This is a genomic window from Aureibaculum koreense, assembly GCF_034296135.1.
GTDB lineage: Bacteria > Bacteroidota > Bacteroidia > Flavobacteriales > Flavobacteriaceae > Aureibaculum.
This window is the reverse complement of record NZ_JAXKVV010000001.1, coordinates 177923-201291: the sequence shown is the minus strand read 5'-3', so window position 1 is coordinate 201291 and position 23369 is coordinate 177923. Positions and strand designations below refer to the sequence as shown.

Genomic DNA, 23369 nt, shown 5'->3' with positions numbered 1-23369 from the left:
AGGTAAAATATAAAATTTGTCTTAATTTTATATTTAGCTTTTTTAATTGTTTTTTTACAAGAATATTTATTTACTTTGGTAAACCATGAGGCAAGATACCCAAAAACATAAAGGACTTCGTAACCAACTAGTTAAAGTGGTGCAAAGCAAAGGGATTAAAGATAAAAAAGTACTTGATGCGATTTCCAATATTCCCAGACATCTGTTTATGGATTCAGGATTTATTGACTTCGCCTATAAGGATCAGGCTTTTCCGATTGCGGCTGACCAGACCATTTCGCAACCTTACACTGTTGCTTTTCAAACGGAATTGTTAGAAATAGAACCTAATGATAAAGTACTCGAAATTGGAACAGGTTCCGGTTACCAAGCTGCTGTTTTGATAGAACTTAAAGCTGAATTATATAGCATAGAACGCCAAAAAGAATTGTTTGAAAAAACAAAAAAGTTCTTACCTAAAGTCGGCTATGTTGCTAAAAAATTAAAATATGGTGATGGCTATAAAGGTTGGCCTGAATTTGCTCCTTTTGATAAAATCATAGTAACGGCGGGTGCTCCTTTTGTGCCAAAACCTTTATTAAGTCAATTAAAAGTAGGAGGTAGGTTGGTAATTCCTGTTGGTGATGATGTACAAACGATGACACTTTATATTCGAAAAGCCGAAAAAGAATTCGAAAAACACGAGTTTGGTGAGTTCAGGTTTGTACCTATGCTGAAGGAGAGTGCGAAATAGTCTGTGGTCGTTAGTCGTAAAAATATTTGATCTAAGTGGAAGATAGAATTAAGACGGTAAGATACTAGAAACAAGACAATACTTTTGTAAGAACGTTCGAAGATATACGAATATAAATTAAAATAAGTTAGGATTTTTCTTCATTTGGATCTTCAAGCCAAAACCCACAAACATTACAAACAACTTCATTTTTATAGGTAACCTTGCCAATAAAACCGTCCAAAATAGCTATTTCGTCACTAAGACCTATTGCACCGCTAGTATTTGTCCATTTGACTTTGTCTTTTCTAATTTTGTCAGAAAAACATCTTGGGCATCGTTTTTTCCCATCATTAATTCTAGTTTTTTTATTGCTTGATATAAGTTGGTCAATTTTAGACTTTGTCAAGTCTTTAACTAATAAGTACTCTAGGATGATTTTTTGAGTTTCTTTCATATAAGTTTTGTATTTGAATTTTGCAAAATATGCTAATTCAATATCATCCAATTCATTTAAAAAGTTAATTATCCTACTCATTCTGAATATTTCTTTGAGAACTTTTTCGATTGAACAGAAAGATATATGGTATAAATTAAACTTCCAATTATTATGATTTTTAAGACAATGCCATTGATTAGAGTGTTGGGATCTATTAAATAGTTAAATAAAGTAATTCCAATAATTAAGGCTAAAGGAATTATTGAAAAGAGGACCGGGTTCTTTTTTAAGAAAAATGCTGATAACAAAATTGTGACTGTAAATAAAATACTAAGAGATAACCCAATACTATCATAATTTCCATTAACTAAAATTACCGCTATAAATAATGCATTCAGTCCTGCGATAAAATAAAGTATCTTTTGACTTCTGCCTAAGGAATCATCCAAATCATAGGAAACACCTTTTTTATTTATAAATTCCCCAATGTGTATTCCTTTTTCTTTTTCTGTTCCATTAAAAGGGAAATTGCATCTAGTACATTTATCTATTTCAGTTTCAAATTCTTTTTTACAAGCTGGGCATTTCATAGTTTTAATTGTTTTTAATCTGATATATCATTAAACCGCCTTTAAACTTAAATCCATATTATAAACAGAATGCGTCAAAGCACCAGAAGAAATATAATCTACACCACATTCTGCATACTTTCTAAGCGTATTTTCATTAATACCGCCTGAAGATTCCGTTAAACATTTATCGCCAATCATTTCAACCGCTTTACGAGTGTCTTCATAGTTAAAGTTGTCAATTAAAATTCTATAAACACCGTCTGATTTTAATATTTCTTCAATTTCTTGCAGGTTTCTTGCCTCAACAATTATCTTTAAATCACGGTTGGTATCTTTTAAATATTGCTTTGTTTTTTCGATAGCTTTTGTAAGTCCACCAGCAAAATCTATATGATTGTCTTTTAACATAATCATATCATACAAAGCAAATCTGTGATTTTCGCCACCGCCAATTTTTACCGCCCATTTTTCGAGAGCTCTAATACCGGGTGTGGTTTTTCGCGTATCCAAAATTTTGGTTTTTGTACCTTCCAATAAATCGGCAAAAGATTTTGTTTTAGTGGCAATCGCACTCATCCGTTGCATGGCATTTAATACCAGTCGTTCTGCCTTTAAAATAGATTGTGAACTCCCTTCTACGTAAAAAACAATATCACCGTACTTTACGGAGCTTCCATCATCAATTAAAGTTTCAACCTTTAAATCAGCATCAACATATTCGAAGACCATTTTGGCAAACTCAACACCTGCAATTATACCTTCATCTTTTACCAATAATTTTGCCTTCCCTTTAGCATCAGCAGGAATACAAGCCAAAGAACTATGGTCGCCATCACCTACGTCTTCTCTAATGGCATTTTTTATGATGATATCCAGTTCTTTCTGAAATTGTTGTTCGCTTATCATGTATTGAAGTTTGAAAACAAAAGTATAGATTATAAATGAATAGTTATGAGTTCGGAGTTATGAAGTTCAGAGTTTAAAAAAGCGAAATACAGAAGACGGGAAACCAAAGTGAAAAGCTATTACACAGAGATTCTCAGAGAAATTACAAAATTGACAAGAGATGCACAGAGGAAAGTGTTGCAAAATATTACTTCTTTGCGGTCTTAGCGTATTTTCTCTTTGCGGATTTTGCGAGAAACTTTTTTTAATCTCAGAAAATATCGATATAACAATAGAATTAATTGTTATCCTTAAATTTGCACTATGAAAATAAAACTTCTTGCCATTGGTAAAACGGATGACAAAAATTTAATAGCGTTAATCGCTATCTATCAAAAAAGGCTAAAGCATTATATCAATTTTGAGTTGGAAATTATTCCCGATATAAAAAAAGCAAAAAACCTGACTGAAAATCAACAAAAAGAAAAGGAGGGCGAATTGATTTTACAGCGTTTGTCTGCTACCGATGAATTGATTTTGCTCGATGAAAAAGGACAAGAATTTAGATCTATTCAATTCTCGAAATTTCTACAAAAGAAAATGAATTCGGGCATTAAACAGTTGGTATTTGTCATTGGTGGCCCTTATGGATTTTCAGATGCTGTTTACCAAAAAGCACATGGCAAAATTGCGTTGTCAAAAATGACATTTTCGCATCAAATGATTAGATTATTTATGGTAGAACAATTGTACAGGGCATTTACCATTTTAAAAAATGAACCATATCATCATGAATAAATAGAGAGAGTTCTCCCCTTACTTCAAGGGGAGATGCCGTCCCGATAGCTATCGGGACGGCGGAGGGGTAAAAAAGTTTATGTATATAAAAGAAAGAACATTTCTATTTCAAAACATCATCAATTACACCTAATTCTTTTTCTGAAAACTCCAATTCATCTAACGCTTTTACATTTTCCTTCAACTGTTCAGAGGAACTTGCACCAACCAAAACGGAAGTAACATTTTGTTGAACTAAAAGCCAGGCAATTGCCATTTGCGATAGTTTTTGTCCACGATTTTCGGCTATCTTATTCAACTCCTGAATTTTATTCAAATTATTTTGGACTTGTTCAGAGTCTAAATAGGTTAAACTTTTGCCAGCTCTTGAATCTTTGGGAATGCCATTCAGGTATTTATCCGTTAACATTCCTTGAGCCAATGGCGAAAAAGCGATACAACCCACACCATTATTTTCCAAAGTTTCCAATAAACCATTTTCCACCCATCTGTCAAACATCGAATATCTCGCTTGGTGCAATACAAAAGGTACTTTCAACTCATTTAATATTTTTGCAGCTTCGGCAGTTTCTCTGGGTTGATAATTAGAAATACCAACATACAATGCCTTTCCTTGACGAACAATGTCGGACAAGGCAATCATGGTTTCTTCCAAAGGGGTATCTGGATCAGGTCTGTGATGGTAAAAAATATCGACATAATCCAAGCCCATTCTTTTTAAGCTTTGGTCAAGACTGGCAATCAGGTATTTTCGTGAGCCTAAATTTCCGTAAGGACCAGGCCACATATCGTATCCCGCTTTGGTACTAATAATAAGTTCGTCTCTGTATGGTTTAAAATCTTTTTTTAAAATCAGCCCAAATGTTTCTTCCGCAGAGCCAAAAGGTGGGCCATAGTTATTGGCCAGATCAAAATGGGTAATACCCAAATCAAAAGCAGTTCGTAAAATATTCCGAGCATTAAACATACTATCAATACCGCCGAAGTTATGCCATAATCCTAATGATATAGCTGGTAACAGTAGACCACTTTTACCACATCTATTATATTTCATGGCATCATATCTTTTGGAGGATGCCCTATATTCTATAATTCCTGATTTATCGTTTATTTGCATAGTATTTTTCTAATTCGTTAAGGTAAACTTGTTTTTCTTCATCTTTTAATAAGGAATATTGAAACGAGTTTTTGGCTAACTCATATAAGTCGTTTTTGGTCAAATTTAAAGCCTTCTGTACCTTAATAAAATTCTGGTTGAGTTGTCCGCCAAAATAAGCTGGATCGTCTGAATTTACTGTTACTTTTAATCCCAATTTCATCATTTTTTTTAATGGATGTTTTTTTAAATCGTCCACGACTTGCAACGCAGTGTTGGAAAGTGGGCAAACCGTCAATGCCATATCCCTTTTAATTATTTCTTCAACAAGAAGCTCATCTTGCAAACAATTATTACCGTGGTCTATCCTTTTAATTTTTAAAAGATTTAATGCTTCCCAAATGTATTCTGGAGGACCTTCTTCACCAGCATGGGCTAGTGGTATATATCCTTCTTCTATTGATGCCCCAAATACATTTTGAAATTTTGAAGGTGGATTTCCCTTTTCGGAAGAATCCAATCCCACCGCAGTTATTAAATGTTTGTAGGGTAACGATTGCTTTAGCGTTTTAATAGCATCTTCTTTAGATAAGTGCCTTAAGTAGCTCATAATCAACAAAGAAGAAATGTTTAATTTTTCTTTGGCATCATTACATGCTTTTGAAATTCCATTTATTACAGTTTCAAATGCAATACCACGCTCGGTATGTGTTTGCGGATCGAACATAATTTCTGTATGTCTGATATTTTGCTCTGCACAATTTATAAAATAACTGTATGTCAGATCGTAAAAATCGGCTTCAGTAATTAAAACCGCAGCTCCTTGATAATAAATATCTAAAAAATCTTGCAAGCAGTCGAATTGATAGGCCGATTTTAATTCGGCAATGGAATTATATTTTAACTTGATTTTATTGCGTTCGGCCAAAGCAAAAAGCAGTTCAGGTTCTAAAGTACCTTCAATATGTAAATGCAACTCAGCTTTAGGTAAATTATTAATAAAATCAATCATTTCGGTTTGAGTATTCCTGTCAATAAAAATAAAGGTTTATAAATGTTTACTTTTACCTTTCCTTTAGAAGGGTTAGAATTGCAAAAAGCAATTCTGGGTTAGGCAAAAAACAAACTTGGTTTTCAAAGTTAAAACAAATTTTAGTTTCTATCCTAAAATAACGATATTTGTAATATGATAAAAAAAATTGTTACCGGCGTTATCATTGTCGTTTTGCTTTTGTTTGTCATTCAATATATCTATCCTCAAAAAATGAAGTTAAAAATTGGTGACTCGGTTCCATCATTTACGTTAAAAAATCAAAATAATAACGAAGTTAATATTACAGATTACATTGGTAAAAAAGCAATGGTGATTTATTTTTATCCAAAGGATGATACGCCAGGTTGTACCAAAGAAGCTTGTAAATTCCGTGATGAATTTGAAACTTTTACCGATTTGAATGTTAAAGTAATAGGAATTAGTGCCGATGATGTTGAATCGCACAAAAATTTTGCGAAAAAACACAATTTACCTTTTACGCTTTTGGCGGATGTTGATAATGAAGTCAGAAAACTGTTCGGTGTGCCTAAAAGCATGATGGGTTTATTACCGGGTCGTGTTACTTATGTTGTAAATAAAGAAGGAACGATAATCCATATTTTTAATAGTCAATTTGGAGCTGAAAAACACATAACGGAAGCATTGTCAAAACTAAAAGAGATCTAAAGATGAGCGTACAATACCCATTAAAATTTGAACCGATTTTAAAAGAAAGAATTTGGGGCGGAAATAAACTGAATACGATTTTAAATAAAAAAACGGATAAGGAAAATATTGGTGAAAGTTGGGAACTCTCTGATGTGAAAGGTGATGTATCGGTGGTTGCCAATGGGAAATTTAAAGGTCGGTCTTTAGCGTTTTTAATAGATCAATATAAAGACATCTTGCTCGGAAAAAAAGTGCATAAACGGTTTGGAAAGAAATTCCCTTTATTAATAAAATTTATTGATGCCAAAGAAGCATTAAGCATTCAATTGCATCCTCATGACGACTTAGCCAAAAAACGCCATGATTCATTCGGAAAAACCGAAATGTGGTATGTGATGCAGGCTGATGCAGGGGCAAATTTAATAGTTGGATTTAAAAAAGATTCTAACAAAGAAGAATATTTAAAACATTTAGAAAATAAATCGCTGTTGGAAATCCTGAATGTTGACGAGGTTAAAAAAGGTGATGTCTATTTTATCCCTACAGGAAGAATTCATGCCATTGGTGCCGGGGTTTTGTTGGCTGAAATTCAGCAAACTAGTGATATAACGTATAGAATTTATGACTGGGATAGAAAAGACGATCTAGGTAATGGAAGGGAGTTGCATACCGAACTGGCCTTAGATGCGATTGACTACAAAGCGGCTGATAAATACACCACAGATTATAAATCTGAATTGAACAAAAGTGCAGCTATTGTGGATTGCCAATATTTTACCACAAACATTATAGAGTTGGATGGAAAAGTAGCAATTGATAATTCCTACAAAGACTCTTTTGTAATTTATATGTCAGTAGAAGGTAATGTGGTCTTTAATTACAATGATGATAAAGAAATAAGGTTGAACAAAGGCGAAACGATTTTAATGCCAGCATGTCTGACGCATTTCAGCTTAAAATCAGATGAAAAAGCTGAAGTGTTAGAAGTATATATTAAATAAACATTTATCGCAAATCCTATTGCTTTTTAGCGTAAATTTGCAAATCTTAAAAAATTAGAATTATGGCAAGTGTAAAGAACTTAAAAAAAGATATTAATTACGTTTTATCTGACATTATTGAAGAGTGTTATGATTGGCAATTAGAACAAGACGACCCAAAAAAGGTGGATAAAGCTGAAAAGATTATTGATGAGGCTATTGCAACTTTTGATGAACTTATTGTAAAAGTAAATACAAAAGACGTAGAGAATAAAAAAGCTCATTTTAGAGCGGTAAAAACCGAACTTCAAACAAAAGGCGAAGCTCTTTTAGGCAAAATTCAAAAATTATAAAATCTGACTGTCAGATGGTTAAAAAAATTAAGAAAAATTTTAACACATCTTGACAAAATAATTTTTTAACTTTAGCGTTGTAAAAATGTTAATTACCAATTTATCTTTATGGTAATTATCTTAAAATTTAATCCATAACCAACATGGCTAGAGCAATATTCGAATACACTAAAACGGTCTTAAAAAAAGTAAGTTTTAATGTTGAATTGTTTTGCAAAGAACTGGAAAAAGCGTTAAACAGATTATTGCCTTATGAGATTGACGAATTAAAAATTTGGTTACAACAGTTTACGGCTAATAAGCCCGAACTGTATGTATGTATGCATATTGTCAACCCCAAAAAGTAATTTCTTTTTCCAAATTATTTCTTAAGCGGACTTATTATTTTAACGTCGCTAAAGGCTATTACACCCCTAATTACACCATCTATTACTTCTTTTAGAGCATCAATTAATTGTATTTTTAATTGAGACTTATGGTAAATAATACTCACCTCGCGTGACGGTGTTGGACTTTTAAATGATCTTACGGATTTTTTATCACTCTCTTTTAAATCATAAGTTTGTAAATAGGGCAGTAGCGTCATTCCCAAACCTTCTTTAGTTAGCTTCACTAAAGTGTCGAAACTTCCACTTTCTAGCTTAAAATTATGTGGATCTTCCTTTTTTAAATTGTTGCAAAGGTTAATGATGTTGTCTTTAAAGCAATGTCCGTCTTCTAACAGTAAAATATCGTCAATATCTAAATCTTCTACAGATAAATCTTTATGTGAAAAAAGTCTGTGGTTACTATTTAAAAATCCAACAAAAGGTTCGTAATACAGTACTTTTTCTTTAATAGCATGAACTTCTAATGGAGTTGCCGCTATTCCCGCATCTAAATGACCATCGGTTAAATTCTGAATTATATCCTCTGTGGTCTGTTCTTCAATTATTAGATTAACCTTTGGATATTTTTTTATAAATGTCTTTAAAAATAAAGGCAGTAAGGTTGGCATTACCGTGGGTATAATGCCCAGTTTGAACTCGCCCCCAATAAATCCCTTTTGTTGATCTACTATATCTGTAATTCTATTACTTTCATTAATAATAATTTTAGCCTGCTCAATTATTTTTTCACCAATTGGGGTTAACGCAATGGGCTTCTTTTTTCGATTGAATATGGTAACATCCAATTCTTCTTCTAATTTTTGAATTTGCATACTTAACGTTGGCTGAGTAACAAAACATTTTTCAGAAGCCAAAGTGAAATTTTTATATTCAGCCACTGCAAGTACGTAAGTAAGTTGAGTAATAGTCATTAATAATTATTTATATTATGTATAAATTTTGGCTATAAAAATATAAAAACTATCAATCAATTTTATAGTAATCATCAATTAAGTTAAAGTAAATTTGTATTGAGTTAAGTGGTTAATATTTAACTTCTTAGACTTACAATTGAAAAATAGAAATAAAAATTAAAAATATTATTAGTGATGGAGACAACAGTATTAGGATTAAACGAAACAAAAGTAAATGAATTGGCAACTGATTTAAATGAATTATTGGCCAATTACCAAGTATATTATCAAAATTTGCGAGGACTACATTGGAATATTAAAGGTAAAAATTTTTTCCAATTGCATGAAAAATTTGAAGAATTATACAATGATTCTCAATTGAAAATCGATGAAATTGCCGAGCGTATTTTAACATTGGAAAGTACGCCTTTACATACTTTTGAAGATTATACTAACCATTCAAAAGTACCTGTTGGTAAGAATATTTCAAAAGATGTTGAAGCAGTAAATTTGGTAGTTAAATCTCTAAAAGAATTAATACAAATAGAGCGTAAAATTTTAGATAAATCAGCTGAAGCCGATGATGAAGGTACAAATGCCATGATGAGCGATTTTATTTCGGAACAGGAAAAAACTGTTTGGATGTTTAAAGCTTGGCTTGGGTAATTTCAGCAGACAGCATTCAGTAGCAGTTGGCAGTTTTTACTGCCGACTGAAGACTGAACACTGCCAACTTATTTTAATAATCCCAAAATTTTCTTTTTTTATCTAACGCCGCTTCCTGCTTTGCATATTCTTCTGGAGGAACGGGTAAAACCTTTAAAAACGACGGATGTTGTTCTATAGCATATTCCAATTTTTCAACAATATCGGCCACGGTGTCGTTTTCATAATCAATTTCCATTGGTGGTTTTATAACCATGGACTGTAAGATGTTACGTTTTTTGAGCTGCAATCCTGTTTTGTCGTAAGCTCTTCTAAATCCATCAATTACAATAGGTATTACAATGGGTTTTGCTTCCTTTATTATAAAAGCGGTTCCCCGTCTAATAGGTTTAAAAGGAGTTGTGGTACCTTGTGGAAAAGTAATTACCCAACCGTCGTTAAGTGCCTTTTCAATATTACTGATGTCGGACATTTTTACCTGTCGCTTCACATCTTTTCCTTTACTTCTCCAAGTACGTTCTATAGAAATAGATCCCGTATAAGCAAATATCTTTGGCAAAATACCTGATTTCATAGTTTCAAGTGCGGCAACATAGTAAATATTCAATTTGGGCTGCCAAATGTATCCTACATTTTTAATGGAATCATCCCTACCACTCAAAGAGGCGTTAAAAACATGGAGCATTGCCGCCACATCCGCAAAATAGGTTTGATGGTTTGAGACAAATAAAACATTTGTTTCAGGTAAATTTCGAAGTATTTCAGAACCTTCTATCTCCAATTTATTAAACCCTTGATAGCGTCCGTGCGATACCAGTCCAAGCACTCTTATCAAGAACTTTTTTAAAAATAACGCATTGCCAAAAGGGTCTTGTTTAAAAAGTTTCATTCAGATTCCATAGGTTGTTGAAAATCAAATTTACAAAAGAAATTACGATTTTATACTTTTAAACAAGTCTTTAATCTCGCTTAACATCATTGCAGTTGCTCCCCAAACTATGTAACCATTTAGTTTAAAGCAAGGTACATCTATATTTTCCATGTACGAAGTGGTTAAATTTTTTGTACTTAAAGATTTTTCATTAATTAAATCACTCACCAAAACTTCAATTAAAATCTCAACTTCATAATTGCTCACAAAAGAGGGTGTTTTATCTGTATAGCCCATAAAAGGATATACCCAAAAATTGCTGGGCGGAATATAGGTCTTTGTCATTTCCCTTAAAATTGTAATATTGTTTTTATCAACACCAATTTCCTCTTCGGTTTCACGAAGTGCAGTATCCACCAGACCCACATCGACCTTATCTTTTTTACCCCCTGGAAAACTAATTTGTGCTGCATGTACACCTTTGTAAGTTGATCGTAAAGTCAATAAAAACCTTGTGTTATTATTCTCGTCGGGATAGAACAAAGCCAATACTGCCGATGGTCTTGGATTTCTATTTTCAACATCTTTTAACGAAAATTGTTTTCTCAACTCAGGAGCCATCTTAAATTGGGATTCCTGACCGCCCAATGGTAATTTTTTTAGTTTATTTATTTGTGTTAAAAAGAAGTTGAAGTCCATTAAAATTTATAGCTTTACGGTTCAAAATTACGATTTATATATGAAAATAGGTATAGTATGTTATCCTACCTACGGAGGTAGTGGAGTAGTGGCAACCGAGTTAGGAATCGCATTAGCGAAAAAAGGACATGAAGTACATTTTATTACCTATAATCAGCCCGTTAGGCTAAACGCGTTGTCAAGTAATATTCATTTTCACGAAGTTTTTGTTGAGGAATATCCGCTGTTTCATTATCAACCGTATGAATTGGCTTTATCTAGTAAGTTGGTTGCCATGGTAAAACTTCATAATATAGAATTGTTACATGTACATTACGCTATACCCCATGCTTATGCCGCATATATGGCAAAACAAATGTTAAAAGCAGATGGCATAGAAATTCCTTTTGTGACAACACTTCATGGTACGGATATTACCCTTGTGGGAAGCCATCCTAATTATAAAAAAGCGGTTGAATTTAGTATTAACAATTCCGATGCAGTAACGGTGGTTTCTGAAAGTCTAAGAAAAGATACGTTACGATTGTTTAATATCAAGAAAGAAATCAAGGTGATTTATAACTTTATTGATTTTGAAAAATACGATGCGTTAGAAAAAGAACCCTGTTTAAGAGGCAATCTTGCCAACGAAGATGAACGTATTATAACGCATATCAGTAATTTCAGACCTGTAAAGCGTATACCAGATGTAATTGAAGTTTTTTACAAAACGCAACAAAAAATAAAGGCTCAATTATTAATGGTAGGTGATGGGCCTGAAAGGGACAGTGCTGAAAAAAAAGTAATGGAATTGGGTATTGCAGAACATGTTAAATTTCTGGGCAATAGTGTTGAGCTTGCTAAAATATTATGTTTAACGGACCTTTTTCTGCTACCCTCACAAACCGAGAGTTTTGGATTGGCGGCGTTGGAGGCCATGGCGGCAAAAACACCAGTTATTTCTTCAAATTCTGGGGGATTACCAGAAGTGAATGTAAATGGTAAAACAGGGTTTTTGAGCAATGTGGGCGATACTGACGAAATGGCAAAAAACGCTATTTATATTTTAGAAGATAATGATAGATTGACCGAATTCAAAAATAATGCCTACAACAATGCCAAAAAATTCATTATTAACGAGATTTTACCTGAATATGAAGATGTCTATAGAACGGTGAAGGAAGGGTGTTGTTAGACTATGAAATATAAATGTATAATTTTTGATTGTGATGGTGTTTTGGTAGATAGCGAAGCTATTTCCACGCAAATAATGGTTGATTTACTAAAAACAGTCGATTACCATATTGATATAGGAACTGCCATTGACTTGTTTACGGGATTAGCCTTAAAAGATAATTTTAAATTGGTAGAAAAAGAATTGGGCAGAACATTGCCTGAAGATTTTGAAGCCACTTACAGGAAACTGTCTTTTGAGGCATTTCAACGTGATTTACAACCTATTAAGGGAGTACACGAGTTATTGGATAAACTCACCATTCCTTATTGCGTGGCTTCCAGTGGACCGTTGAATAAAATAAAGCTGAATTTAAAGATCACCAATTTATTGAAATACTTTGACAACAACATATTTAGCTGTTACGAAATAAATAGTTGGAAACCTGAACCCGATATCTTTTTATATGCGGCTGAAACAATGGGTTTTAAATCTAATGAATGTGTGGTGATTGAAGATAGTTTACCGGGAGTAATCGCAGCCAAAGCTGGTGGTTTTGATGTTTACGCACTTCAAAATGAAAGCAACAAGACTACTTTGCAGGGTGTTGAAGTGCCAATATTCACAGAAATGAGCGAGTTAATGCAAATTTTAAGGACGTAGTTATTACTTATATTTTTGTTGACCATTACTTTAGATTTTTAAGCTAGTCTTACCCTGATCTTACCAATAGGTTTTTTTTATAAATGTAAAATTGAACAATTTTATTTTGGACGTTATTAAAACAATATGTTTAAACTTTAATTTTACGTGTAGCTCTTTTAATAATCCATTGTGTATGTTTGTTATCAGACTTTCTCCATTTACGTATTAAATTTTTGGTGGGTTCTGGGTTTACCTTTAGCCAATCGGTTAAATGATTACCTACAGATTTTTTGACAAACATTATTTCGTCTTCTTTTAGTAGTTCCAGAATTTCAAAAACTGGTTCAGGTCTATCGTTGAATGTGTCAAGTTTGGTTGACCACGGTAGCTTGGGTCTTAATCCCTCACTTGCCAATCTTCTCAGGTGAAAATTATCTGACAATGCCCATTCTTTCATTTGTTTCAAGCATTTTTCAGGATATTTCCTAATAAAAGGTCTAATGGCATACTCGCCAGTATTTCGTTTTGTGATTTCTGCTATTGCATTTATTGAAAGTTCATAATGGTCTATTCCATAAAGTTCTACAAATTTACCAATGGGCATTACCCACCAATAATTTGTGAACATTCCCGTCTCCTCAAGATTTTCATCGCCTAAAATACTTACGAGTATTCTTATGGCTTCCTCAAAATCTTTTGGTAATTGTTGGTGAAGCTGTTCTGCGATATAGATGATTCTCTTAGTGTACGATTTATCTACCACACCAGCATCCACAGATTTTATAAAATTTTCAGAATTAAACTCTGGATACACCTCCTTGATTTTATCAGACAATAAAATGGCCAAAGACGTACCAAAATGTTCGGTTATACTTTTATTATTTTCCATTTGAATAGTTTTTCTTTTTTAATCTAAATAATTCCCTGACGGCTCTATCTAGAGAATAGTCGGTTTCAAGAATTTTTTATTCTGGTGCTGAGTATTTTACAATATCAATACCTATTCCGTTAGGGTCAACAATAGCAAAATGTCTGTCGCCCCATACTTCATCTCTAATCTCAATTTCAATTGCAACGCCTTTGTCTTTTAGTTCTTTGTACATCTTGTCCACATCTTCAACCTCAATGGTTAAATACACGCCTTTACCGTTAAAAGGTATTTGAAAAATGGGTTTTTGACTTGGGTGGTTTGGTAACAAAAAACTAATTTCTTCTGATTTGCTAGGGGTGTGTAGCAATAGATAGAATTCGTTTTCAAAGCTAATTCCAAAACCTAACACTTTTGTGTAGAATTCTTTAGTTTCTTGAAGTTTGTCGGTAATAATTCCTGCGTTTAATTTCATTTTTTAGGTGTTTGTGCATATCCTAATCCAAGGGCTAGGGAAAATGCGATGAATACTATTTTTTATGGTCACTTATTTTAACAATACAAATTTAGGTTGCGTTAATATTCAAAAATTGTAAAAATCGGACAACTTTACCGAAAAGCTTCGGACGGCGTAACACCATAAAAAGTTTTGAAATTTTTTGTGAAATGGGCTTGGTCGTAGAAACCTACATCAAAATATATTTTATTTTCTTTAAAATTTTGATTTGAGGTAGTTGCATTTAAAATATGTTGAAAACGAACAACATCGCTAAAAGACTTCGCTGTTGTACCAATATAATAGTTAAAAATTCGCCGAAGTTGACGAGGGCTTACGCCCGTATCTATATCTTTTTCAATATCTAAAAAACCCTTTTTTTGAAATATCACTTTTAAGGAATTAAATAAGCGTGGGTCAAAATATAATACCTTGATATTGATACTCTCTTTTAATCCATTGGTTAAAAGTTCTATAACTTTTTCGAAAGGTTGCGATGTTTTAATTTCAGAAGTTATATAGCTTGAAAATTTGGGCAATATATGCTTTAATTTTTGCGATTGGTTGATAAGTGTTTTAGCATTAATTCCAAATAATAGGGGAAAAGCTGCAGGCAAAAACCGAATACCGATATAATCAAAATCTTTACCAACAGCAAATTCAGTGTATTTTCTGCAAAACCCCATCACAAAATTTTCGGATGGCTTTTTATGGTCGAAAAATATATCGATACAACCATCGGAAACCACCCTATATAGAAAAGGAGTTTTTAATTTTTTTAGTGTTTTTAGTTGCCAAAAGCTGTACACAAAATTTTCAATTTCGTTATCGGGTTGTAGTTCTCGATACAAAATTTCTTTATCATCATACTTTACGGTAGGCTGTATAGGTTTGTAAAAGTTTTTTATGTTTTTAAGCTCCTCCATGTTATATGTTCCGAAGGTCTGTATTATTTTTTAGAAAGTCAAGTTTTAAAAGGTGTTTACGTTACTCTTTTTTAAGGATATGATAAGTAGATAATATTTTGAAAGATAGTAAAAAGTTGTTTTTTGATTAAGTTTTGTAAGTGGGTTTGAATTAATAATTAATGAAACCATGTTAATTTTTTTCCAACCACTCTACGGCACTTTGTCTGGGATCTAAGCTGTAAACATCAGGTTTTATTTTTTGACCATACTTTTCTTTTGTTCTATCTGCAAATACGGCAGTTGTTAAAACTAGTTTAGCTCCGTCATTCATGTCATAAGTACTATTTCCAGTTGAAACTCCATAGCTATCTCCTCCAAAAAACAAAGTATTTGGGAATTTTTTAAACATTACAGCAATTGCTTCGCCAGAACTACCAGTGTTTGAGTTTATTAAGACAGCTATCTTAGTCTTATTAGCTTTTATTTTATATGAGTTTTTTAATTCTAACATTTTTGATTTCCCTTCAAAAACAGAATTATATTTAAATACCCATTCTGAGTAATTCCCTTTTGAGTTTATAAAGTATCCTGAAACTCCTTCTCTTAAAATTGGAGCTAACCCTAAATACATTGGCCACATATTTCCACCTCTATTATTTCTTAAATCAATAATCCATTTTTCAACTTTTTCTGTATCTAAAATTTTTATTATTTCTTGAATTTGTTGAGCAAAATCAATAGTTTGTTTTTCATTTCCAAGAAATGAAGGAATAGATATATATGCAATACTATCCTTAATTTTATCATAGTTCAAATCAGGAGGGGCATTATCTTTACTATAAATTTTTTGTAAAGATTCTTTTGTTAAAAACATGCTATGATTGTCTTGTATTAAGGAAAGGTTTTTTCTAATTATTTGATATGCATTTTCTCTTGTGTTGTTTTTCTTTATTTCAATTAAAGATTGTGTTCTCATTTTTTTCCAATCCACTAAGTCTTTTTTAATGGAGTTTTCCTCCATAATATCTATAGCTTTATTGATATATGATTTGTTAGAATGACATGAGTATAGCAATAAGAAAAGTAGTAAAATAATTTTTTTCATACTGTTTCCAATGACTTAGTGAAAATTGACATTATATTTTTTAATCTGATATTAATCGAATATCGTTAAAATTTTTAAGAATCAAGTACATGGATAAAACGAACCAACTAAAACAACCTCCTATCCGGCACCTTCCTCTTGTCATATTTAATATCGCTCAATACAGAGGATTTTATCCCGATAAAGAAATAATAGGTAGTGCTATTGCCAAAAGGCACCCAGTTAAAGCTCATTCGCCAACTGTCCAAATCACGTTCAAAACTCAGGTTGGTAAAGGTAATGCCCTTATTTTTGAAGTCGTATCCAGAAGAAAGACCGACGCTCCATTTAGGTGATAACTCTACATTGCCTGAAAACTGAAGTGAATTATTGGAAATTTCATTTTGTCTTGTAGAATTTGAATACCCCACATTATAACGTAAACTTAATTTCCAAGGTAAAGTTGCTCCGTACAACTTTGCCACTTTCGTTTTGCTTTCGTCTTGGTCGTCGGCGGTATTTCTTGTGGTCAGATCGCTACCAAAAAGACTTTCTTCGTCACCTTCGGTACCACTGGAACTTGCAGCGTTTTTATCCTTAGGTTCTTTTTTTGCAAAAATATCACTGGATATAGAATAACTAGCGGACATATTGGCTTGGGTAAGCCTGAATAAACTACCTCCATTGTTTACATTGAAGGTGTTTATCCTTCTACCACTGGCACTCAACGCATACGGATCTAATGTGGCACTGGCATTTAAACTTAGTTTATTGTCTAAAATGGTTGTACCTGCGGTCATCCTAACGGGACTCCAATTTAAAGAATCAGCAACAATATTATAACTGGTTGAAAAATTAAGGTTATTTAATAACTTAATTTTTTCGGGTTCGGTGGCGGTAGAATCCTTGGACATCATTTTGGCCTCAAAAGTATTGTTAAGACTTAAACCGATACTACTTGATAATCCCCTAGAGGGTGCACCATAAACCCCACCGTCAAAACGGCTGAATTCTCTCAAGTCATTGGGATCATCACTTTGTTGCACTTCGTCATAGTAAAAACTGAAATCGGGCCTATAATTAAATGATACGGACGGACGCATCACATGGCGAATGGCCTGTAACCTTCCTTTTTTAAAATTGAACATTCCGTAAAGAGTAGTAGAAGCAGAAACACCACCAGAATATTCCCTAAAAGCGTCAAATTTATTAATGGTGTCTCTTTCTATTTGGTCAAGCTCGTCGTTATATCTTTGGTCAACTGTTTTTAAATACCAAACTTCATTGTAGTTTACAGATGGTGAAAGAGTAATATATTTTAAGGCTTTCATATTTGTACTGGCAGAAACGGTGTGCTTTGCACCGGAACGGGCATCTTTAAACATGCCAGGTTTTAAAAATTTATCGTCATCAGTTGAAATTCTATTCTGGGCATCAAAATTATAGCTTAAACCAATACTTTGGATAGGATTTTTTTTAGCACCCGACTTTGGGGCAAAAGGATAAATTCTGTCCATACCTATTTGCAAAGAAGGTAAGGTCATGTCAATTTTTTCAGTATTTGTATTTTGGCTGTGGGTCAGACCGATGTTCATATTAAATGGGGTGCCCACAAACTTTTTATAATAATTTATGGAAGAATTAAAAGTGTTGGTAACTTGTTGTGAGATGTTGTATTCATTTAACGATTCTTGAAAATATTTACTACTTCCCAAATTTACAGATACTGAAAAACGCGAGTTTGGAGATGCTTGTTGTGACGGGCTATGCGACCATCTGACATAAAAATTATTTCTTTTGTTAAAATTACTGAATCCTCGTTGCCCAGTAATCAGGTTTTCAAAACGTAAGCTGAAATTTCCAGAAAATCGATAGCGGACGGCGTAATTGGATTCAAATCGCATTCCCCAACTCCCGTTGGTATAGACATCTCCCAAAACGGCAAGATCTACATAATCGTTAATAGCAAAATAATAACCACCATTTTGCAAAAAGAAGCCTTGGTTACTGTTCTCGCCCCAAGTGGGAATCAAAAATCCGGACACGGAACGCTCTTTGGTCAACGGTACATAAAAAAACGGCAAGATGGCAGGTGTAGGAACATCTGCCAATTTTAGTTGGGAGCGTCCGCCCACAATCTTTTTGCCCGGTACTAATTTTATATTTCTGGTAACAATTTCGTAATCGGGCTTTTCTTTGGTCGAGGTTGTAAAATGGGCTTTGTCCAGATAAAAAACTGAATCGTTTTCACGTTTGGTTATTTCACCTCTTACAATTACACCTTCTTGTACCGTTTTAGTATTATAAATAATTGCTTTTTCATTCTTAAAGTTATAGACCAAAGAATCTTGCTCACTTTCTTGTCCCGCCTGTTTGAATTGCGGTTTTTGAATATAAGCACCTGTACTGTCTATAATACCTTTGGCATAAGCCAGATTTTTATCCTGATCTATCTCAATAATACCGGCTTTTAACTCAATGTCTTGATAGTAAATTTCGGCATTGTTGTATAAAATCGTTCTGTTGTTAACAAAATCGTTCTTAATATAATCGGTAGCTTTTTTTATTATTTCAGCATCTAAAAATTCCTTGGGAGTAATGGAGTCTATTTTTGTAGTGTCTATGGGTTTTAGGTTGGCAACATCTGGAAGCTGGATGGTATCGTTAAAAGAAAAACCTTTTAAACCAATAATTTTATTTGTAACGGGTTCGAGCGAATCTCTCTTTTGCGTTGTAATTTGTGCATTTATTGATAGGCAACCAATCCCTAAAAAAAGGAAAACAAAAACTATATACTTAAAATTTGATTGCAATGCTATAATCAGTATTTTTGTAAATGTTAAATTTGGCTTAGTTTTTGAAATTACAAACTTACATATATTTTTTAAGTGGTATAAGCTAAAGAATAGTTAATAATTAATATTTTTATGAATACTTTGCTGTGTAAAATAACAATTAAAAAGTTATTTTTTTTATCGTTTCTCCTAATTGTAGGACTGCAATCCTTTACGGTTTCCGCTCAAGAAAAGTTTAAAGTGGTGATTGATGCTGGACATGGCGGAACAGACCCTGGCAATTTGGGAAATGGTTATTTTGAAAAAGATATAGTGCTAAAAATTGCGTTGGAAGTGGGTAAGTTGCTAAAAGCAGATAAAAGTATTGAAGTAATTTATACTCGTGATGATGATACTTTTATAGAATTGCACGAAAGAGGTACTATAGCCCAAAAATCAAAAGCGGATTTATTCGTTTCTATACATTGCGATGCTTTTGGACAATCAAGTGTACATGGTGCAGGAACTTTTGTATTGGGACTTCATGAAAATGACAGGAATTTTGAAATTGCCAAAAAAGAGAACTCGGTAATTCTTTTGGAAGATAATTATAAAGAAAATTATGATGGTTTTGACCCTAATTCACCAGAAGCGGTTATCGGATTAACTTTAATGCAAGAAGAATATCTAGATCAAAGTTTAACTTTAGCAAGTTTAATTCAAACCAATTTTGCTAATGATTTAAAACGTAAAGACAGAATGGTGAAACAGGCGGGGTTTTTGGTGCTAAGAAATACTTTTATGCCAAGTGTATTGGTCGAAACAGGTTTTTTAACAAATAAGGCAGAGGGAGCTTATCTTAACTCTAAAAAGGGGCAGCAAGAAATTGCTAAATCAATTTATAAAGCCATTAAGTCTTATAAAAAACAAATGGATGCCAATACCGTAGTTGAAGTTAAACCGAAAGAAAAACCCAAAGAAGATACTACGCCAAAAACCAGAATAGTAAAAGGAATTGACTTTAAGGTGCAGATTTCTTCAAGTCCTAAAAAAGTAAATACGGCATCCTATAATTTTAAAGGTTTAAAAGGTGTAGAAAGAGTAAGAATAGGGGCACACCATAAATATTACTATGGTAAAACTTCTGATTATTTGAAGATTAAAGAGCTGCAAAAGGAAGCCAAGGCAAAAGGCTTTGCCGGAGCCTTTGTTGTGGCCTTTAAAAACGAAAGAAAAATATCGGTTAAGGATGCATTGGCATCTAAGTAAAAAACACAATAACTTTCTACTCACGGAAATAATTAGTAATATTGCTACTTATAAAATAATCTATGGCAAAAATCTCTAGAGAATTAAAAACAGGAATTATTGCAGTACTTACCATTGCAGTTTTTATTTGGGGTTTTAGTTTTATAAAAGGGTCTAATCTTTTTGACAGCAGCAGGCATTTTTATGTAGAATACGAAAACGTTCAGGGACTTTCTGTTTCCGCACCGGTAACTATAAACGGTTTAAAGGTGGGAGTTGTTGACAAAATATATTTTCACCCAAAAAAAGTAGGTGTACTTGTTGTAAATTTTTCGTTGGAAAACGATTTTAAATTTACAAAAAACAGTATTGCGGAAATTTATAGTCCTGATTTTATTAGTGGAAAGTCCATTAAAATTCTTCCCGCATTTGATGGTAACAATGCGGTTTCTGGCGATACGTTAAACGGAAAAATTGAAGCGGGAATTCTAGGTGCCTTAAACGATCAAATTGCCCCGTTGCAAGCTAAGGTTACCAGTTTTTTGACCAATGCAGATACCTTATTGGTAGGTGTTAACGCTATATTTGATCAAAAGACTCAAGGTAATTTACGAGATGCGATTGCCTCGTTAAATACAACATTATCTACATTTAAAACTGCTTCGGTTTCATTAGACAATATGTTGGCTGATAATGGTAAAGTGGATTCTATTTTGAGTAATGCCACTCTCGCTTCACGTAATTTAGTGAGCCTGACAGATTCACTTAACGAATCTCAAATTAAAGAAACCGTCCAAAGGTTACAAGGTACAATCGACAAATTTAACGGTATTTTAGCCACTATTGAAAATGGCGATGGAACTATTGGAAAATTGCTCAAAGACGAAGGGTTATATGATAATTTAGAAGCGGCCTCTAAGGAAATGGAAGAATTGCTTTTTGAATTAAAAGTAAACCCTAAACGTTTTGTTCACTTTTCATTATTTGGGAAAAGACCAAAACCTTATAAACCCGAAGAGGAAGAAGAGGTTAAAGAGTAATGGCAATCCTTGTACTCATTGTTCCTCTAATGGATAATTAATGAATTGTGCAACAATACTCTACTTATTTATGTAGGTTCTTGATGATTTTTTAGTTGCTTTAAAAGTTATTAACTTTCGGTTAATAACTAATTGACAGCAAACCATATATCATAAATATTATTCCTTAGTTTTACTATGTGTTGAATACATGAGCAATCAATACTTATGGTATTGATATTCAATATTTTAATCTTGAAATGTTATATTTTAAGGTGTCAGTTTATTGAACTTTTGCACTTGTTTTTTTGACATTTTAACTATAAAATAAAAATTCATAAAGCAACATTACTATCTAAGTGCAATATATTCCCAACATACTTTTTACCATTTTATTGATTATTGGTATCGGTTTTTTTGCTAAGAACATAAAAAAGTTGATTCGTAATATTAAATTGGGCAGATCGGTAGATAGAAGTGATAATTCTGGTTTACGCTTAAAGAATATGGTCAATATTGCCTTGGGTCAATCCAAAATGGTAAGGAGGCCCATTTCCGGTTTGCTTCATATTATTGTGTATGCTGGTTTTATTATTATCAATATTGAAGTACTTGAAATTATAATAGACGGACTTTTCGGCACACACAGGGTATTGTCCTTTATGGGCGGTTTTTACGGTTTCTTAATTGGTAGTTTTGAAATTTTGGCCGTTTTGGTTTTAATATCCGTAATTGTTTTTTGGATTCGTAGAATGGTACTTCGCATTCCTCGGTTTTGGAACAAGGAAATGAAAGGCTTTCCTAAAAACGATGCACTATATATTTTGTATTTTGAAATGGTTTTGATGGTCCTGTTTCTGACCATGAATGCAACTGATATTCCATTTCAACAAGCCAATTCAGGAAATATTATAAGTCAATTTATAGCACCTTGGTTTGGTGGCTTTAGTCCAGAAACAATTCATATTATTGAAAGAACCGCCTGGTGGTTGCATATTGCGGGTATTTTGGTGTTCTTAAATTATTTATATTACTCTAAACATTTGCATATTTTATTGGCTTTTCCAAATACTTATTATGCAAATTTGAATCCTTTAGGAAAATTTAATAACTTACAATCGGTTACGGACGAAGTGAAATTGATGTTGGACCCGAACGCAGATCCGTTTGCTAGTCCACCAGAAAATACTGGAAGTGAAATTGATGAAAGTATGCCCGAAAAATTTGGAGCTGAAGATGTTTTTGATTTGAATTGGGTGCAGTTGTTGAACGCTTATACATGTACTGAGTGTGGTAGATGTACTTCTGTTTGCCCTGCTAATATTACAGGAAAAGAATTATCGCCAAGGGCAATAATGATGAAAACAAGGGATAGGGCAGAAGAAGTAGGAAAAAATATTGATAAAAACGGTACATTTAAAAGTGATGATAAAAATTTGTTCAATTATATTTCACACGAAGAACTTTGGGCATGCACAACTTGTAATGCCTGTGTAGAAGAATGTCCTGTGAATATTGATCCGTTATCGATAATTATGGACATGCGTAGATTTTTGGTTATGGAAAAATCAGCGGCTCCACAGGAATTGAACATTATGATGACTAACATAGAAAACAACGCTGCACCATGGCAGTATAACCAATTAGATAGATTAAACTGGAAAAATGAAGAGTAAATTTGACAAAGAATTAAAAGAGTTAAGAGACAAAGACGGAAATTTATTAAGCCCTGAACTAGGAGAGGGGATTAAAAATTACCTAATTGATATAGATGGAACCGTATGTGACGATATTCCGAATGAAGAACCAGAGCGTATGTTAACTGCAGAGGTATATCCTGATGCACTAGCTACGTTAAACAAATGGTATGATGAAGGTCATATTATTTGTTTCTTTACATCAAGAACGGAAGACCATAGAGATTATACGGAAAGATGGTTGGCGGAAAATGGTTTTAAATACCATAGCTTGTTAATGGGTAAACCAAGAGGTGGTAATTACCATTGGATCGATAATCATTTGGTAAAAGCGACCAGATATAGAGGTAAATTTACAGACTTGATTGAAAAAGAAGTAACCATTCAAGTTTTTGACGACGGGAAACATTAAATAAAGAATA

The 23369-nt window shown here is 33.0% G+C and carries 26 protein-coding genes; 13 read left to right on the top strand and 13 right to left on the bottom strand.

What is annotated here, in order from left to right; all coding sequences use genetic code 11:
• Window positions 1-85 precede the first annotated feature (85 nt).
• Complete coding sequence (locus tag UMM65_RS00995; protein ID WP_321974588.1) at window positions 86-733, top strand: protein-L-isoaspartate(D-aspartate) O-methyltransferase; 648 nt, start codon at window positions 86-88, stop codon at window positions 731-733.
• A 127-nt stretch (window positions 734-860) separates the two neighbouring features.
• Here UMM65_RS00995 and UMM65_RS00990 read toward each other — a convergent pair whose 3' ends face one another.
• Genes UMM65_RS00990 through nadC form a run of 3 tightly spaced genes read right to left on the bottom strand, consistent with a single transcriptional unit; the run spans window position 861 to window position 2629 of the window.
• On the bottom strand, window positions 861-1250 hold the full coding sequence (locus UMM65_RS00990; RefSeq protein ID WP_321974587.1) for a hypothetical protein: 390 nt from the start codon (window positions 1248-1250) through the stop codon (window positions 861-863).
• Window positions 1247-1741, bottom strand: coding sequence for a hypothetical protein (locus tag UMM65_RS00985; RefSeq protein WP_321974585.1), 495 nt, complete (start codon window positions 1739-1741; stop codon window positions 1247-1249). The genes UMM65_RS00990 and UMM65_RS00985 overlap by 4 nt, the downstream gene beginning before the upstream one ends.
• Window positions 1742-1771: 30 nt before the next feature.
• Window positions 1772-2629: a carboxylating nicotinate-nucleotide diphosphorylase gene (gene nadC, locus UMM65_RS00980; protein ID WP_321974584.1), complete on the bottom strand. Its 858-nt coding sequence runs from the start codon at window positions 2627-2629 to the stop codon at window positions 1772-1774.
• Between the two features lie 303 nt (window positions 2630-2932).
• Between nadC and rlmH the strand changes: the two genes are divergently transcribed.
• Window positions 2933-3406 carry a 23S rRNA (pseudouridine(1915)-N(3))-methyltransferase RlmH gene (gene rlmH / locus UMM65_RS00975; RefSeq protein ID WP_321974583.1) on the top strand — a complete coding sequence of 158 codons (474 nt, stop codon included), beginning with the start codon at window positions 2933-2935 and terminating at the stop codon, window positions 3404-3406.
• Between the two features lie 103 nt (window positions 3407-3509).
• On the opposite strand, the gene mgrA is transcribed toward rlmH, so the two are convergent.
• Window positions 3510-4523 (bottom strand): L-glyceraldehyde 3-phosphate reductase, encoded by a 1014-nt coding sequence (gene mgrA / locus UMM65_RS00970; protein ID WP_321974582.1) that lies wholly within the window; start codon window positions 4521-4523, stop codon window positions 3510-3512.
• Complete coding sequence (locus tag UMM65_RS00965; protein WP_321974581.1) at window positions 4507-5514, bottom strand: adenosine deaminase; 1008 nt, start codon at window positions 5512-5514, stop codon at window positions 4507-4509. The genes mgrA and UMM65_RS00965 overlap by 17 nt, the downstream gene beginning before the upstream one ends.
• Window positions 5515-5766: 252 nt before the next feature.
• On the opposite strand from UMM65_RS00965, the gene UMM65_RS00960 reads away from it, so the two are divergent.
• The 4 genes from UMM65_RS00960 (at window position 5767) to UMM65_RS00945 (ending at window position 7884) form a co-directional block, all read left to right on the top strand.
• Entirely contained in the window at window positions 5767-6222 is a 456-nt protein-coding gene (locus UMM65_RS00960; protein WP_321974580.1) for a peroxiredoxin, read from the top strand.
• A 2-nt stretch (window positions 6223-6224) separates the two neighbouring features.
• On the top strand, window positions 6225-7205 hold the full coding sequence (locus UMM65_RS00955; protein WP_321974579.1) for a type I phosphomannose isomerase catalytic subunit: 981 nt from the start codon (window positions 6225-6227) through the stop codon (window positions 7203-7205).
• Between the two features lie 62 nt (window positions 7206-7267).
• The gene (locus tag UMM65_RS00950) at window positions 7268-7537 is read left to right on the top strand and encodes a hypothetical protein (protein ID WP_321974578.1); all 270 of its coding nucleotides are present in this window, start codon (window positions 7268-7270) and stop codon (window positions 7535-7537) included.
• A 143-nt stretch (window positions 7538-7680) separates the two neighbouring features.
• Window positions 7681-7884, top strand: a complete 204-nt coding sequence (locus UMM65_RS00945; RefSeq protein ID WP_321974577.1) for a hypothetical protein — start codon at window positions 7681-7683, stop codon at window positions 7882-7884.
• A 14-nt stretch (window positions 7885-7898) separates the two neighbouring features.
• Here UMM65_RS00945 and UMM65_RS00940 read toward each other — a convergent pair whose 3' ends face one another.
• Window positions 7899-8837 carry a LysR family transcriptional regulator gene (locus tag UMM65_RS00940; protein WP_321974576.1) on the bottom strand — a complete coding sequence of 313 codons (939 nt, stop codon included), beginning with the start codon at window positions 8835-8837 and terminating at the stop codon, window positions 7899-7901.
• Window positions 8838-9014: 177 nt separating this feature from the next.
• Here UMM65_RS00940 and UMM65_RS00935 point away from each other — a divergent pair, with 177 nt between their 5' ends.
• Entirely contained in the window at window positions 9015-9485 is a 471-nt protein-coding gene (locus UMM65_RS00935) for a Dps family protein (RefSeq protein ID WP_321974575.1), read from the top strand.
• 73 nt (window positions 9486-9558) lie between these two features.
• On the opposite strand, the gene UMM65_RS00930 is transcribed toward UMM65_RS00935, so the two are convergent.
• Together UMM65_RS00930 and UMM65_RS00925 are read right to left on the bottom strand one after the other, a co-directional pair.
• Window positions 9559-10374 carry a lysophospholipid acyltransferase family protein gene (locus UMM65_RS00930; protein WP_321974573.1) on the bottom strand — a complete coding sequence of 272 codons (816 nt, stop codon included), beginning with the start codon at window positions 10372-10374 and terminating at the stop codon, window positions 9559-9561.
• Between the two features lie 42 nt (window positions 10375-10416).
• A complete protein-coding gene (locus UMM65_RS00925; RefSeq protein WP_321974572.1) occupies window positions 10417-11055 on the bottom strand; it encodes an NUDIX hydrolase in 639 nt (212 codons plus the stop codon).
• A 40-nt stretch (window positions 11056-11095) separates the two neighbouring features.
• Here UMM65_RS00925 and bshA point away from each other — a divergent pair, with 40 nt between their 5' ends.
• Both bshA and UMM65_RS00915 read left to right on the top strand, forming a co-directional pair.
• Entirely contained in the window at window positions 11096-12229 is a 1134-nt protein-coding gene (gene bshA / locus UMM65_RS00920) for an N-acetyl-alpha-D-glucosaminyl L-malate synthase BshA (protein WP_321974792.1), read from the top strand.
• Between the two features lie 3 nt (window positions 12230-12232).
• Window positions 12233-12871 (top strand): HAD family hydrolase, encoded by a 639-nt coding sequence (locus UMM65_RS00915; RefSeq protein ID WP_321974571.1) that lies wholly within the window; start codon window positions 12233-12235, stop codon window positions 12869-12871.
• 130 nt (window positions 12872-13001) lie between these two features.
• Here UMM65_RS00915 and UMM65_RS00910 read toward each other — a convergent pair whose 3' ends face one another.
• From UMM65_RS00910 to UMM65_RS00890, 5 genes are all read right to left on the bottom strand, one after another.
• Window positions 13002-13742 carry a DNA alkylation repair protein gene (locus tag UMM65_RS00910; protein WP_321974570.1) on the bottom strand — a complete coding sequence of 247 codons (741 nt, stop codon included), beginning with the start codon at window positions 13740-13742 and terminating at the stop codon, window positions 13002-13004.
• Window positions 13743-13818: 76 nt separating this feature from the next.
• On the bottom strand, window positions 13819-14196 hold the full coding sequence (locus tag UMM65_RS00905; protein WP_321974568.1) for a VOC family protein: 378 nt from the start codon (window positions 14194-14196) through the stop codon (window positions 13819-13821).
• Between the two features lie 134 nt (window positions 14197-14330).
• Entirely contained in the window at window positions 14331-15143 is an 813-nt protein-coding gene (locus tag UMM65_RS00900; RefSeq protein WP_321974567.1) for an AraC family transcriptional regulator, read from the bottom strand.
• Window positions 15144-15315: 172 nt separating this feature from the next.
• Entirely contained in the window at window positions 15316-16230 is a 915-nt protein-coding gene (locus UMM65_RS00895) for a S41 family peptidase (RefSeq protein WP_321974566.1), read from the bottom strand.
• A 107-nt stretch (window positions 16231-16337) separates the two neighbouring features.
• The gene (locus tag UMM65_RS00890; RefSeq protein WP_321974565.1) at window positions 16338-19022 is read right to left on the bottom strand and encodes a putative LPS assembly protein LptD; all 2685 of its coding nucleotides are present in this window, start codon (window positions 19020-19022) and stop codon (window positions 16338-16340) included.
• A gap of 114 nt (window positions 19023-19136) precedes the next feature.
• On the opposite strand from UMM65_RS00890, the gene UMM65_RS00885 reads away from it, so the two are divergent.
• The 4 genes from UMM65_RS00885 (at window position 19137) to UMM65_RS00870 (ending at window position 23359) form a co-directional block, all read left to right on the top strand.
• Window positions 19137-20252 (top strand): N-acetylmuramoyl-L-alanine amidase family protein, encoded by a 1116-nt coding sequence (locus UMM65_RS00885; protein WP_321974564.1) that lies wholly within the window; start codon window positions 19137-19139, stop codon window positions 20250-20252.
• A 62-nt stretch (window positions 20253-20314) separates the two neighbouring features.
• On the top strand, window positions 20315-21271 hold the full coding sequence (locus tag UMM65_RS00880) for an MlaD family protein (RefSeq protein ID WP_321974563.1): 957 nt from the start codon (window positions 20315-20317) through the stop codon (window positions 21269-21271).
• A 338-nt stretch (window positions 21272-21609) separates the two neighbouring features.
• Window positions 21610-22926 (top strand): (Fe-S)-binding protein, encoded by a 1317-nt coding sequence (locus tag UMM65_RS00875; RefSeq protein ID WP_321974562.1) that lies wholly within the window; start codon window positions 21610-21612, stop codon window positions 22924-22926.
• Window positions 22916-23359: an LNS2 domain-containing protein gene (locus tag UMM65_RS00870; protein WP_321974561.1), complete on the top strand. Its 444-nt coding sequence runs from the start codon at window positions 22916-22918 to the stop codon at window positions 23357-23359. Before UMM65_RS00875 ends, UMM65_RS00870 begins: the two co-directional genes overlap by 11 nt.
• The last annotated feature ends 10 nt before the right edge of the window (window positions 23360-23369 follow it).

Coding starts and splice junctions, on each gene's coding strand:
- UMM65_RS00990 (WP_321974587.1), bottom strand. CDS start 1,250: ATGAGTAGGATAATTAACTTTTTAAATGAATTGGATGATATTGAATTA.
- UMM65_RS00925 (WP_321974572.1), bottom strand. CDS start 11,055: ATGGACTTCAACTTCTTTTTAACACAAATAAATAAACTAAAAAAATTA.
- UMM65_RS00900 (WP_321974567.1), bottom strand. CDS start 15,143: ATGGAGGAGCTTAAAAACATAAAAAACTTTTACAAACCTATACAGCCT.
- UMM65_RS00965 (WP_321974581.1), bottom strand. CDS start 5,514: ATGATTGATTTTATTAATAATTTACCTAAAGCTGAGTTGCATTTACAT.
- UMM65_RS00885 (WP_321974564.1), top strand. CDS start 19,137: ATGAATACTTTGCTGTGTAAAATAACAATTAAAAAGTTATTTTTTTTA.
- rlmH (WP_321974583.1), top strand. CDS start 2,933: ATGAAAATAAAACTTCTTGCCATTGGTAAAACGGATGACAAAAATTTA.
- UMM65_RS00905 (WP_321974568.1), bottom strand. CDS start 14,196: ATGAAATTAAACGCAGGAATTATTACCGACAAACTTCAAGAAACTAAA.
- UMM65_RS00880 (WP_321974563.1), top strand. CDS start 20,315: ATGGCAAAAATCTCTAGAGAATTAAAAACAGGAATTATTGCAGTACTT.
- nadC (WP_321974584.1), bottom strand. CDS start 2,629: ATGATAAGCGAACAACAATTTCAGAAAGAACTGGATATCATCATAAAA.
- UMM65_RS00915 (WP_321974571.1), top strand. CDS start 12,233: ATGAAATATAAATGTATAATTTTTGATTGTGATGGTGTTTTGGTAGAT.
- UMM65_RS00895 (WP_321974566.1), bottom strand. CDS start 16,230: ATGAAAAAAATTATTTTACTACTTTTCTTATTGCTATACTCATGTCAT.
- UMM65_RS00910 (WP_321974570.1), bottom strand. CDS start 13,742: ATGGAAAATAATAAAAGTATAACCGAACATTTTGGTACGTCTTTGGCC.
- UMM65_RS00955 (WP_321974579.1), top strand. CDS start 6,225: ATGAGCGTACAATACCCATTAAAATTTGAACCGATTTTAAAAGAAAGA.
- bshA (WP_321974792.1), top strand. CDS start 11,096: ATGAAAATAGGTATAGTATGTTATCCTACCTACGGAGGTAGTGGAGTA.
- UMM65_RS00985 (WP_321974585.1), bottom strand. CDS start 1,741: ATGAAATGCCCAGCTTGTAAAAAAGAATTTGAAACTGAAATAGATAAA.
- mgrA (WP_321974582.1), bottom strand. CDS start 4,523: ATGCAAATAAACGATAAATCAGGAATTATAGAATATAGGGCATCCTCC.
- UMM65_RS00870 (WP_321974561.1), top strand. CDS start 22,916: ATGAAGAGTAAATTTGACAAAGAATTAAAAGAGTTAAGAGACAAAGAC.
- UMM65_RS00935 (WP_321974575.1), top strand. CDS start 9,015: ATGGAGACAACAGTATTAGGATTAAACGAAACAAAAGTAAATGAATTG.
- UMM65_RS00950 (WP_321974578.1), top strand. CDS start 7,268: ATGGCAAGTGTAAAGAACTTAAAAAAAGATATTAATTACGTTTTATCT.
- UMM65_RS00930 (WP_321974573.1), bottom strand. CDS start 10,374: ATGAAACTTTTTAAACAAGACCCTTTTGGCAATGCGTTATTTTTAAAA.
- UMM65_RS00960 (WP_321974580.1), top strand. CDS start 5,767: ATGAAGTTAAAAATTGGTGACTCGGTTCCATCATTTACGTTAAAAAAT.
- UMM65_RS00945 (WP_321974577.1), top strand. CDS start 7,681: ATGGCTAGAGCAATATTCGAATACACTAAAACGGTCTTAAAAAAAGTA.
- UMM65_RS00995 (WP_321974588.1), top strand. CDS start 86: ATGAGGCAAGATACCCAAAAACATAAAGGACTTCGTAACCAACTAGTT.
- UMM65_RS00940 (WP_321974576.1), bottom strand. CDS start 8,837: ATGACTATTACTCAACTTACTTACGTACTTGCAGTGGCTGAATATAAA.